Annotated in this window: 11 protein-coding genes; 10 read left to right on the top strand and 1 reads right to left on the bottom strand. The window is 62.7% G+C overall.

Annotated elements, in window-relative coordinates; genetic code table 11:
- Position 1 precedes the first annotated feature (1 nt).
- From JQ631_RS05115 to JQ631_RS05090, 6 genes are all read left to right on the top strand, one after another.
- Positions 2-1,543, top strand: coding sequence for a sugar ABC transporter ATP-binding protein (locus JQ631_RS05115; protein WP_212324548.1), 1,542 nt, complete (start codon positions 2-4; stop codon positions 1,541-1,543).
- Positions 1,540-2,526, top strand: coding sequence for an ABC transporter permease (locus JQ631_RS05110; RefSeq protein ID WP_212324547.1), 987 nt, complete (start codon positions 1,540-1,542; stop codon positions 2,524-2,526). Before JQ631_RS05115 ends, JQ631_RS05110 begins: the two co-directional genes overlap by 4 nt.
- A complete protein-coding gene (locus tag JQ631_RS05105; RefSeq protein ID WP_212324546.1) occupies positions 2,523-3,515 on the top strand; it encodes an ABC transporter permease in 993 nt (330 codons plus the stop codon). The genes JQ631_RS05110 and JQ631_RS05105 overlap by 4 nt, the downstream gene beginning before the upstream one ends.
- Before the next feature lie 49 nt (positions 3,516-3,564).
- Positions 3,565-4,680, top strand: a complete 1,116-nt coding sequence (locus tag JQ631_RS05100; RefSeq protein ID WP_212324545.1) for an autoinducer 2 ABC transporter substrate-binding protein — start codon at positions 3,565-3,567, stop codon at positions 4,678-4,680.
- 134 nt (positions 4,681-4,814) lie between these two features.
- A complete protein-coding gene (locus JQ631_RS05095) occupies positions 4,815-6,179 on the top strand; it encodes an FGGY-family carbohydrate kinase (protein ID WP_212324543.1) in 1,365 nt (454 codons plus the stop codon).
- A 126-nt stretch (positions 6,180-6,305) separates the two neighbouring features.
- Positions 6,306-7,232 carry a catalase gene (locus JQ631_RS05090; protein ID WP_249160484.1) on the top strand — a complete coding sequence of 309 codons (927 nt, stop codon included), beginning with the start codon at positions 6,306-6,308 and terminating at the stop codon, positions 7,230-7,232.
- A gap of 26 nt (positions 7,233-7,258) precedes the next feature.
- On the opposite strand, the gene JQ631_RS05085 is transcribed toward JQ631_RS05090, so the two are convergent.
- Complete coding sequence (locus tag JQ631_RS05085) at positions 7,259-8,188, bottom strand: AraC family transcriptional regulator (protein WP_212324539.1); 930 nt, start codon at positions 8,186-8,188, stop codon at positions 7,259-7,261.
- A gap of 514 nt (positions 8,189-8,702) precedes the next feature.
- On the opposite strand from JQ631_RS05085, the gene JQ631_RS05080 reads away from it, so the two are divergent.
- The 4 genes from JQ631_RS05080 to JQ631_RS05065 all read left to right on the top strand — a co-directional run bounded on the left by JQ631_RS05080 (position 8,703) and on the right by JQ631_RS05065 (position 12,359).
- A complete protein-coding gene (locus tag JQ631_RS05080; RefSeq protein ID WP_212324536.1) occupies positions 8,703-9,650 on the top strand; it encodes a helix-turn-helix transcriptional regulator in 948 nt (315 codons plus the stop codon).
- A gap of 51 nt (positions 9,651-9,701) precedes the next feature.
- Positions 9,702-10,652 carry a helix-turn-helix transcriptional regulator gene (locus tag JQ631_RS05075; protein WP_212324534.1) on the top strand — a complete coding sequence of 317 codons (951 nt, stop codon included), beginning with the start codon at positions 9,702-9,704 and terminating at the stop codon, positions 10,650-10,652.
- Positions 10,653-10,754: 102 nt separating this feature from the next.
- Positions 10,755-11,042, top strand: a complete 288-nt coding sequence (locus JQ631_RS05070) for a hypothetical protein (RefSeq protein ID WP_212324532.1) — start codon at positions 10,755-10,757, stop codon at positions 11,040-11,042.
- Positions 11,043-11,153: 111 nt separating this feature from the next.
- Positions 11,154-12,359: an NAD(P)/FAD-dependent oxidoreductase gene (locus tag JQ631_RS05065; RefSeq protein WP_212324531.1), complete on the top strand. Its 1,206-nt coding sequence runs from the start codon at positions 11,154-11,156 to the stop codon at positions 12,357-12,359.
- Positions 12,360-12,403 lie beyond the last annotated feature (44 nt).

Below are 12,403 nucleotides of genomic sequence, written 5' to 3'. Positions count from 1 at the left end.
CATGATGACGGACACGCAAACTGAAGCTCCCTCGGCTCCGCTTCTTTCGGTGCACGCAATAGAGAAGTCCTTTCCAGGCGTGCGGGCGCTGTCCGGCGTCTCCTTCGAGGCTGCCAGGGGCGAGGTCCACGCCCTGCTCGGCGAAAACGGCGCTGGCAAATCGACGCTGATCAAAATCATCTCGGGCGTGTTCCCGCCCGATCGCGGCGAGGTGCTCGTGGACGGCAGGCAGGTGGACCTCGCGCGGCCGGACGATGCGAGGCGCGCCGGCATCGCCACGATCTATCAGGAACTGCTGCTTTTCCCGGAGCTCACGGTCGCCGAAAATATCTTCATGGGGCATGCGCCGCGCGCCGGCCTCGGCCGGATCGACTGGCGGGCGATGCGCGAGAAGACGAATGCGCTGCTCGCCTCACTCGAGATTCATGACCTGCAGGCCGAGCGCGTCGTCGGCTCACTCAGCGTCGGCAATCGCCAGCGTGTCGAAATCCTGCGCGCGCTGTCGCAGGATGCGCGCATCCTGATCATGGACGAACCGACCGCGGCCCTGACCGAGTACGATGTGACGCGACTGTTCGACATCGTGCGCAAGCTGAAGGCTCGCGGCGTCGCCGTGATCTATATCAGCCATCGTCTCGATGAGATCTTTGCGATCGCCGATCGTGTCACCGTGCTGCGCGATGGCGCGCATGTCGCAACCAAGCGCGTCGCCGATACGGACGCGGCCGAGCTCGTGCAATTGATGGTCGGCCGCAGGATCGAAAGCCTGTTCCCGAAGATCACGGTTCCGATCGGCAAGCCGGTGCTGGAGGTGAAGGACCTCGAACGACGGCCGCTGACGAAGAGCGCCTCGCTTTCGGTGCGAGCCGGCGAGATCGTCGGTCTTGCCGGCCTCGTCGGCTCGGGCCGTAGCGAGCTGGCGCAAACCATCTTCGGCGTCACGCCTGCGGAGGATGGCGAAATCCGGATCGCCGGTCGGCAAGTCGACATTCGCTCGCCCGCCCAGGCGCGGTCTCTGGGCGTCGCCTACGTTCCCGAGGATCGCGGCACGCAAGGCCTGGTGCGGCCGATGACGGTGCGCGAAAACTTCAGCCTCGCCGCGCTCGGCAAGGTCGCATTCGGCGGCTTCATCGACCGTGGTGCCGAACGCAAGCTCGCCGGCGATGGCGTCAAGCGCTTTGCAGTCAAGACAAGTTCGCTCGAGCAGATCGCAGGCAAGCTCTCCGGCGGCAATCAACAGAAGATCGTGCTCGGCAAATGGCTGGCCAACGGGCCGAAGCTGCTGATCCTCGACGAACCGACGCGCGGCATCGATGTCGGCGCCAAGGCGGAGATCCATCGGCTGATGGGCGAGCTTGCGGCCCAGGGACTCGCCATCCTGATGATTTCGAGCGAACTACCGGAGGTGCTCGGCATGAGCGACCGTGTGCTCGTGATGCGCGAAGGCCGTATCGTTGCCGAATTCTCGCGCGAGGATGCAACCCAGGAGTCGGTTGGCGCAGCGATGATGGGCAGCCATGAAAAGGCGGAGAAAGCAGCATGACGGCGGTGACCTTAGCCGGCGCCGAGGCTGATCCGCGACGACGGCTGAGGGCCCTTGCCTCGCAGGAGGCTTTGCTCGCGATCGCGGTGATCGGCCTTGCCATTGCCGTCGGCCTATATAACCCGCGCTTTCTGGCGGCACGCAATCTTTCCGACGTGCTGCTCGGCAACGCCTATATCGCCGTCGCGGCAGTCGGCATGTCGATGGTGATCGTGTCTGGCAACATCGACATTTCCGTCGGCGCGCTGATCGGCGTCCTGGCGACGATCAGCGGCACTCTGGCTGTGAACGGTGCGCCGATCGTGGTCGCCTGGCTCGCGGCACTCGTTGCCGGCGTCCTCGTGATGGCGTTGCAGGGCGTCATCATTGCCTATCTGCGCATTCCGGCGATCGTGGTGACGCTCGGCATGCTGTCGATCCTCAAAGGCGGCCTGATCAGCGTGACCGGCGGCAAATGGATCACCGACCTGCCCGATAGTTTCCATCTCGCCGATATCGAGATCTTCGGTGCGCTGCCATTTCCGGTCTTTCTCATGATCCTGGTAACGATCCTGGCCGCATTGTGGATGCGCTATACGGCCTCAGGACGTGCGATCTACGCGGTCGGCGGCAATGCCGAAGCGGCGCGGCTCTGCGGCATTTCGCAGCCGCGCACGGTCGTGATGGTGTTCGCGCTGCACGGCTTGTTCGCGGGGGCGGCCGCATTGCTCTACGCGACGCAACTGCGCGTCATCCAGTCGACCGTGCCGCCCAATCTTGAGCTGACGATCATCACCGCGTCGGTCGTCGGAGGCGTCAGCATTCTCGGCGGCGTCGGCACGGTGGTCGGCTCGACCCTTGCCGCCGTCCTGATCGCCGAGATTGCCAGCGCGCTGGTCTTCACCGACGTCTCGCCCTACTGGATCCGCGCGGTCCAGGGCGTGCTTATCCTCGCGACCGTGATTGCCGACATTCTGCGGCGCCGGCGCATGGCCGGAGCATGAGCGCCATGAGCGAGATTCCCCTCCCCCAAGCCGCCAAGCGCGTCGTGCCCTGGTGGCTGCTGCGCCACGAGACCATGCTCGCGGCGATCCTGCTTGTTGCGCTGATCGGGCTCGGAGGCTTGAACAGTCGCTTCCTTACACTCGACAATCTGCTGAACCAGGGCAGGCTGACGACCGAGGTCGGGCTGATCGCGCTACCGATGACGTTCATCATCATCACCGGCGGCATCGATCTGTCAGTCGGCTCGATCGTCGGGCTCTGCGCGATCCTGCTTGGCTATTCCTGGAAAATTTTCGGCTTTCCTCTTCCGCTGGCGATTGGCTTCTCGCTGCTCGTCGGCGCCGCGGCTGGCTTTCTCAACGGGATCGTCATCACCAAAGTGAAAGTTCCGCCGCTGATCATGACCATTGCGACGCTCGCCCTCTACCGCGGGCTGGCGGAGGGCATCAGCCAGGCGCGTTCGGTGCGCGGTTACCCGGAATGGTTCTACTTTATCGGACAGGAAAACCTCTTCGGTGTGCCGGCGCAGCTCTGGCTCTTGCTGATCGCGATCGTGGTCTCGGCCATCGTCCTCGACCGCACCACCTTCGGCCGAACGCTCTATGCGATCGGCAACAACGAGACAGCCGCGCGCTTTTCCGGCTTGCCGGTCGATCGCGTCAAGCTGATCATCTACACATTGTCGGGCCTGATGGCCGGACTTTCCGCTTGTGTTCTCGTCTCCCGCGTGACCACGACCCGCTCGGATATGGGGATCGGTTATGAGCTCGACGTGATCGCGGCAGTGGTGCTCGGCGGCACCAGCATATTCGGAGGCGTCGGCACGATCTGGGGCACGGTGGTCGGCCTCGCAATGATCCAGCTGTTGAAAAACGGTCTAGCCCTGACCGGCGTCAAGGGCGATGCGACGATCATCGTGATCGGCGCGGTCCTCATCCTTTCAACTCTTGTGGCGAGTTCGCTCCAGCGGAAACGCGAGGGCGTTTGATGGCGTGTCTAGCCGCGAAGAAGCGGCTTCAACAGGGGAGGAAAACAAGATGAAACTCGGATTAGCAGTTGCATTCCTCGGCGCGACGATCCTGGCGGGAACGGCCTCCGCGGCGGACAAGAGATGGGACGGCGCGGACGACCTGCCGGTCAATCCGCTTGCGTGCTCGGCAGGCGAAGCCAACGCCGCACCGGCTGCCAAGCCATATGACGGTGGCAAGCCAACCAATGCGGCCGACAAGGCAGGCAAACCGATCACCCTGGTCGACGTGCCGAAGCTGATCGGCATCGGCTATTTCAACGCGACGACGAAAGGCATGCAGGAGGCTGCCAAGGCGCTCGGCAATGTCACGGTGAAGACCGACGGCCCGACTGAGGCCAAGATCGACGAGCAGATCAAGTTTATCGACAATTACATCACCAGCGGCGTCGACGGCATTCTTTTCGCCGCCAACGATCCGGTGGCGATCGCGCCGGTCCTGAAGAAGGCCCTGTCGAAGGGCATCCATGTCGTCGGCTATGACGCCAACTCGGCTCCAGACGCCCGCGAATGGTTCGTCAACCAGGCCGAGTTCAACGGCATCGCCAAGGCGATGATGGATTCGATGGCCAAGGAGGCCGGCGAAGACAAGAGCTTCGCGATCGTCACCTCGACCTTCACGACACCGAACCAGGCACGCTGGATCGCCGAGATGTGGGCCTATGCGCAGAAGTGCCATCCGAAGCTGAAATGGCTGGAAACGGTCGAGGCGCAGGAGGACAACAACCTGTCCTTCAACCAGGCGACGACCCTGATCAACAAGCATGGCGACAAACTCGCCGGCCTGTTCGGCATGACCTCGGTCGCAACGCCTGCTTCGGCGGAAGCCGTGACCAAGGCCAAGCTCTGCGGCAAGGTGGCGGTGGTCGGCCTCGCCACGCCAAATGCGATGAAGCCGTATGTCAACGCGGACTGCGTCAAGTCGGTTGTGCTGTGGAATCCGGTCGATCTCGGCTATGCCGCAACCTACGTGATGCGTGCCGTGGTCGACGGCAGCCTGAAGCCCGGTGCAACGTCCGTGGACGCGGGCAAGCTCGGCAAGCTGAACGTGGTCAATGGCAGCGAGATTCTGCTTGGGTCGCCGTTCATTTTCACGAAGCAGAACATCAAGGATTTCGATTTCTGATCCGAACTCGTCGCCCGGCCCGCCGAAAGCAGTCGGGCGACGCACTTTGATCTCCGCGGTCATGGCCGCAGCAAGCCGGCCATGACACGGTGATCACGTTGCTTGTCGAATTGTCCACCTGCCTTGAGTTGACGATGAGCCAGACGGTCGCAGTCTTCGACATCGGCAAGACCAACGTCAAGCTTGCCTTGTTCGACCACGGCCGGCTTCTCTGGGAAAAGACAGCGCCCAACCGCGTTTTGCTAGGACCGCCCTATCCGCACGAAGACGTCGAGACCGCCTGGAACTTCTTTCTCGATGCGCTTCGTGAGGCCGCACGCACGCACCGGATTGATGCGATCGTTCCGACCGCACATGGCGCAGCCGGTGCTTTGATCGGCGAGAGCAATCTCGCCGCTCCGGTCTTGGACTACGAATTCGCAGGCGTAGAGGTGATCGAGCCCGAGTATGCCAAGCTGCGGCCGCCCTTTGCGGAGAGCCTATCGCCGAACCTGCCCGCCGGCCTCAATCTCGGTCGACAGCTCGCCTATCAGAAATGGCGCTGTCCGGACCTCTTTGCCAAGGCGAGGCATTTCGTCGGCTATCCACAATATTGGGCCTGGCGCTTGAGCGGGGTCGCAGTCTCCGAAGTCACGACTCTCGGCGCTCATGCTGATCTCTGGGCGCCGCGGCAGGGACAGCCCTCGAGCCTCGTCAAATCTCTCTCCGTCGAGCACTTGCTGCCGCCGCTGCGCCGCGCCTTCGATCCGCTCGGTCCGATCAAACCAGAAATCGCCGCCACATGCCGGCTCGCACCTGAAACGCCGGTCTTTTGCGGTATCCACGATTCCAACGCTTCACTTCTGCCCTATCTCGTCTCGCGTCAGGCGCCATTCACCGTGCTGTCGACCGGCACCTGGGTAATCCTGATGTGCGTGGGCCTTTCGCTCGAGAAACTCGACCCTCGCGACGACACCCTCGCCAACGTCGACGCGCTGGGCCGCCCCATCGCCTGCGGACGCTTCATGGGCGGACGCGAATACGCGGTCATCGCTCGCGGCGGCGGAAATCCTGAGCCTGGCGCCCTCGAACGCGTCATCGCCTCGGGCGCGATGGCCCTACCCTGTTTCACCGGCCATGGCGGACCTTATGCGACGTCCAAAGGCAAGATCCGCGGCGACGTCGCAACGCGCGATCGAACCGCACTTGCGACGCTGTATTGCGCTTTGGTCAGCGATCTGATGCTGACACGGATGGGCGTAACTGGGGGAGATCTCATCGTCGAAGGGACGTTCGCCGGCAATCTTCCCTTCTGTCAGGCTCTCGGCGCACTACGACCGGCGCAGCGTGTCTTCAGGGCCGAGGACGCCGCAGGCACGGCACGCGGCGCCGCCATGCTCGCGCACTGGCCCCCCTCTTACCATATCGCGGAACCCGGCCCCGTCGCTCCGATGTCGATGACAGGCCTTGATGCTTATCGCAAGGCATGGACGGCAGCAGTCGACAAGATTGCTCGGTGAGCCAGACGCCGAACAGGCCGAGCGACTGCGGAATCCCCTTACCAGCAATCGCACGATAATCGCAGCAATCGCTCTGGAGTAGCGAGATGGCAGATCCGCTAGACCATCGCGGTGTCAAGCCCAAAGCTGCCAACGCCCCAAATTCCGACCGCCACGCCCGCGGCGATTGTCGATGCGCTGAAAGCGGGAGCGGTCGTTCCGCCTAAGGTACGCGCGAGCTTTGGCAAGGGCAGATGTGTGCGAGGGACCTATGTCCCGTCGGATCGGGCGGAGGAAATCACGAGATCGCGGAGTTTCACAAGACCATCGCGCGTGTTGGCGCGCTTCTCGATCGGGAGCACCAATCCCGGGGCCACAGTTACCGACAATCTCGTGCTAAGCGGCTTTAGCTTCAGGCTCGGAGAGATTCACCACCGTTCGGACATTCTCGCGCAAAGCGCTCCGGTGCATTTTGCGAAGACGCTGGACCAAATGCTCGCGTTCCTCGAGGCGCGCATTCCAGGGCCGGACGGCAGTCCGGATATCGAGAGAGTCAAGGCATTCTCCGCCGCCAATCCCGAAACACTGCATCAGGCCGGTTATATCGCCGCGCATCCACTGCCCCGGAATTTTGCCAGCACCACCTATTGGGGCGTGCATTCATTTCCTGCAACAAATTCAGCCGGCGAAACACGGTTCATCAAGTTCAAGGTCACCCCCGTCGGCGCAGAGGTCGCGCCGAGGGAGAGCGACCTTACGGCGAGCTTCGCCAACTTCCTGCACGACGACCTCGAACATCGGGTCACCAGCGGCGATATCCGGTTCAGTGTAATGGCGCTGCTCGATCGTCCCGGCGACCCCACCACGGACGTAACCATCAGATGGCCAGACGAGGACAATCGTGAAGAGATTCGGCTGGGAACGATCGTCATCACCGGCCTCGAGCCGGACGAAACCTGCGACGCTTCCGCCTTCGATCCAGCGAATCTCGCCGAAGGCATTGCCCAACCGCCCGACGAGATCTTCGCAGCTCGCTGCGCCGCTTATGCCATCTCGCTGACGACGCGTCGTTGATCAGAGGATACGCGTGGCTCCTCCGATCAGTTTTCGCTTCCCCTGATGCCCAGTGATCCGCGACGCCATGTTGCCGGGCTAACGCCAACCTGCGCCGAGAACACCTTCGTAAAGTGACTTTGATTGGCGAATCCGACCGAGATCGCGATTTCGGACAGAGGCAGGTCGCGGACGGTCATCAGTTGCTGAGCTGCCTTCACGCGTTGGCGCAGCAGCCATTGGTGCGGCGGCAGGCCTGTGGAAATGCGAAATGCGCGCGAAAAATGGCTGACCGAAAGATCAAATTCCGCCGCGATCTGTTGCAACGGAAGGGTCCCGCCGAGATTCGCGTCGAGCCTTTCGCAGGCGCGTTTCACCTGCCATGGGGCGAGACCGCCGCGAGCCGATCCGGCAACGGTTTGTAGCCCGCCATAGGCCTGGGCGATGTGCGCAGCGAATGCGAGCATCATGTGATCGATAAAAAGCTGGTTAGCCTCGCTTGGGCGACTCAGCGCTTCCATCAGACATGCCCCGATATGACGCATGACCTTGTCGTCATGGCCGAAGCCAAACCGACAGGCGAGGTCCCCGACACGCGGTGCACCAGATTCCTTGACGATGCCGTCAAGGGCCGACCGCGGAAGATAAAACTGGAGAGAATGGAACGGCTTGTCGATGATATAGCCCGGATCGCTCCTGAGGTCGTAGAGATAAGTCGTGCCGGCTCTAACGTCCGCCTTCATGACAGACTTGCCATGGTCCCAGAGTTCGCAATCCGGGTAATCGTGAAGTTTCAGGCTGACGAGATAGGCTTCGTCAGCCATCGAGCCGGAACGGCCTGGTACGGGATTGTCATCCTGGGTCTCGGTGACCGCGAGGTCGATGCCGCGCAATGAACGCGTGACCAGCGAGGGAGGCGCATCCCGCAGGCGCAACTGTTGCCTGACCATCTCTCCGAAGGCGCCTGCGCGTAACATCCAGTCGGCCCGATTCCTGAAGTTGGACCGGGCAGGTCATCCGCCCGTGAATCCGCCCTCATTATCGAAAACCGGCAGCGGTCGTCCAGACCTGCGCTGGCACAGGCAGCGGCGCTGAATGTCGCACGTTATGATCTCAATCGGCGATTTTCCGGAGCAATTTCAATATGATTGAGCCCTAAGACCTTGCCCCGGAACAAGCCCAGGCCCGGTTCTATCGTGCGTTTGTGAAATCCGATCGCCGACCCGCTGGAGCAGCGACTTCTGTCGCCATTTGTGATCCAGAGGCAGCGTATCCAAAGCGTCGACAATCCAAGCGCATCTGCCTTGAGCGATATCATCCTGCGCAGTCACATCCGCGTGGGCCTGCGTGGCGTCGCGCAGGATTAGACAAAATTCGCTCGCTTTAGGAAAGACGGTCACGCGGTACACCCGTAAGACCCATGAAAACGCGGAGCTGGAAGCGATCGAGAGGCCACTCATGCTTTAGACCTCCCCAGTGCGAGCACCATTCATGAGCAATCCGAGCGTCGATCCTCAGGAGATCCTGCCAGTCTTACCCACGACGCCCGGCCTGGACTCGTCGGCTTCCGACCGGCGTCACGCCGACGTGGAGATGGCGCGCGTTCTCGGGACCACGCCGTTTCGAATGGCTTTGGACGGCACGGGCGCCGGGATCGCCCACTGGAAGCATGAACCCCTACACGACGTCGTCGAACCCATGAGCCACCACGTGATCATGGCTTACAACGGCGTGATTCAGCACATGGAGCGGCGGTCGGGACGATCGGTGGCGAGTGGGACGTTTCGTCCCGGGGTGCTGATCATCATTCCGGAAGGATCAAGTTCCAGATGGGACATTCCGAAGCCAGTCGACGTCGTTCAGCTCTATCTTCCCGACGCAACGCTGAAGCGCGTAGCCGACGAAGCCGCGGCTGGCACACCGGCCGACCTCCTGGAACGAACGGCGCATCCCGACCCCATTACATCCCGATTGCTCCTGAGCGCGGCCAGCGTGCTCGAGGGCAATCAGACCCTGGATGCATTGTTCAGGCATCAATTGACTGACCTCCTGGCGACGCGCCTCCTGGCTGCGCATACCGGTTCGCCAGCCACATTCCAGCCGGCTATCGGGGGACTCTCGCCGAAGGTCCTGCTCCGTGCCATCGAGCGTTTGCGCTCGAATAGCGATGCGGACGTCTCCCTCGATGCTCTGGCTTCCGACGCCGGGCTGTCGCGCTTTCACTTCTGCCGCGCGTTCAAAGAGAGCACCGGGCTTTCCCCACTTGCCTGGTTGCGGCAATACCGGCTCGAGCGGGCCAAGAAGATGCTGCGCGACACAGATGCATCCGTCGTGTCGGTCGCGATGGAGCTCGGCTATGCCTCCCAGACGGCGTTCGCGGCGGCGTTCAGGCGATTTAGCGGTGAGACGCCGAGCGATTGGCGACGAGGCGTGCGTTAGCGACGGTCTTCCCGCTGTCAATGAAATGCCTCGGAAGGCGAGGACGGCTCCATGACCAGACCAATCGCACAGTCTCCCTCGGAGGCTCTGCTCGCCGCACCCGGTGCGGCCCACGACAGCTCCGCGAGCATCGAGCGGCGTCGCGCCGATGTGGAGATGGCGCGCGTCCTCAAGACCGCACCGCTTCAAATAGCCTCGGACCCTTCCAGCGGCGCCATCACACACTGGAAGCACGGGGCTCTGCATGACGTCGTCGAGCCCATGACCGACCACGTGATCATGACCTATCCCACAGGCGTTCAACGCCTCGAGAGGCGTACCGGCAAATCGGTTGCCATTGGAACGGCACGTTCCGGAGTTGTGACGATCATCCCGGCCGGTTCGAGCGCAAGATGGGATATTCCCGGCTCCGTCGACGTAATCCAACTCTATCTCCCGCAGGCCGCGCTCGGACGCATCGCCCACGAAGCCAACATGCTTGCTCCTGGCGATCTTCTCGAACGGACGGGATACCCTGACCCCGTCGTATCAGGACTGTTGATGAGTGCGGCGGACATGCTGGAGGGCAACGCGGCCCTCGATCACCTGTTCAGGCAGCAGCTGACGGATGTTCTGGCCACACGTCTCCTGGCTGAACACGCTGGCGAGGCACCCACCTTCGAGCTGGCCATCGGCGGGCTGTCGCCCCATGCTCTCCGGCGTGCAATCGAACGGCTGCGCTCGGACCGCGATACCGACGTATCTCTCACGATGCTCGCATCCGATGCCGGGCTCTCGCGTTTCCACTTCTGTCGTGCGTTTAAGGAAAGCACCGGGCTTTCGCCTCATGCATGGCTACGCCAGCAGCGGCTGGATCAAGCCATGAATATGCTGCGCGATACCGATACTCCGATCGCGGCGATCGCCGCTCAGCTTGGCTACGCTTCGCAGACTGCGTTCGCCGCGGCATTCAAGAAACTAACCGAGGAAACTCCGAGCGATTGGCGACGGCGCATGCGGTAGCAGCAATTGCTCTGCAGGCAGAGCAATCTCGCTGGCGCAGTTGAGGGTCCGATCCGCTAGATGATCAGGGTGCCCAACGCTCCCAACGGACGGAGACAAACGATGACTTCGAAGACCTTCGTCAGCCTCTTTGCATTCCCTCCGCGGCGGAGGCTCGCCGCAACGACCATCATGTATGGCCTCTCCCTGGCGGTTCGCTTCACGTCCGCAACAGGCGAGGAAGTGGAAATCCCACCACAGTCCCTGCAAAGGGCGAACCCGGTGCTGTCCGTCATGACCAACGATGACGCACCCCTTCCCTACGCCAATTGGGGCGGCCCGAATGCCGCCGAGCCGATCTTCTTTCGTCGGCGCTGGGCCGCATCGAAGTCGAGCTGCGCCTCCCCTTAGAAACCCAACGATTCCGTTTCACGTCTTCGCGTCGACGACCACACGAAACCGCAAGCAGAGCGGCGGCGGCGACGCGTTTATGCCCGAAGATCAACCAGAGGAGAATACCACATGCGACTAGTCATCATCGGCGCCGGCTTCGCCGGCATGTATGCCGCACTTTCAGCTGCCCGCCTGCGCGACATCCAGGGCGTTTCGCCCGAAGAACTGGAGATCGCGCTGGTCGCACCGGAGCCGACACTCGTGGTTCGCCCGCGGCTTTACGAAGCGAAGCCGGAAACGCTAACCGCGCCCCTGCTGGAGGTGCTCAAATCCATCGACGTCGTCTACGTGCAGGGCAATGCGGAAACGATCGATACCAAGTCCCGCGTGGTGCAGATCTCGACCGCCGGCGGGACACGAAAGACGCTCTCCTATGACCGACTGGTCGTCGCCACCGGCAGCCGGCTCTTCCGCCCGAATATTCCAGGCCTCGCCGAACATGGATTCAGTGTCGACTCGCTTGACGATGCGGTCGCCCTCGACAGACATCTGCACAGCCTGGCCGACAGGCCGGCGAGAAACGGACGCGACACCATCGTCGTTGCCGGCGGCGGCTTCACCGGCATCGAAGCCGCTACAGAGATGCCCGCGCGGCTTCGTGCAATCCTCGGCAAGGATACCAGGCCGCGCGTGATCATCGTCGAGCGCAACGGCGCGATCGCCCCCGACATGGGCGCTGGCCCTCGCCCCGTCATCGAGGATGCGCTGCGCAAGCTCGGCGTGGAGACCCGGGTCGGCGTTGGCGTCAGCTCGCTCGATGAAGCCGGGGTCACGCTTTCGAATGGCGAGCGCATCGAAGCGGAGACCGTCGTCTGGGCTGCGGGCATTCGCGCCGCTCCATTGACTCAGCAGATCCCGGCCGAACGCGACAATTCCGGGCGGCTGCTGGTCGATCGGGATCTGCGCGTGACATCGGTGCCCGGCGTCTTTGCCACTGGCGATGCCGCCAAGGCAGCGTGCGACGATGCCGGCAATTTTGCGCTGATGTCCTGCCAGCACGCCACCCGAATGGGCGCCTTCGCAGGTAACAATGCTGCCGCCGAGCTCCTCGGCGTCCCGACCAAGCCGTATCACCAGAAAGCCTACGTCACATGCCTCGACCTTGGTGAAGCCGGCGCCGTCTTCACGCGCGGCTGGGAACGGAAAGTCGAGATGGTCGGCGATGTCGCCAAGAAGACCAAGCAGGAGATCAACACCGTGTGGATCTATCCGCCGCAGGCAGAGCGTGCCGCCGCGCTTGCGTCGGCCGATCCGGAGCGCGTCACCGAAGTCTAAGAACTTCACAAGGCATGGCCGCGCTTCCGATGCCGAAGCGCGGC

The sequence above is a fragment of the Bradyrhizobium manausense genome (assembly GCF_018131105.1).
In the GTDB taxonomy this organism is placed as follows: Bacteria; Pseudomonadota; Alphaproteobacteria; order Rhizobiales; family Xanthobacteraceae; genus Bradyrhizobium; species Bradyrhizobium manausense_B.
The sequence above is the reverse complement of the archived record's forward strand: the minus strand, read 5'-3'. Positions and strand labels throughout refer to the sequence as shown.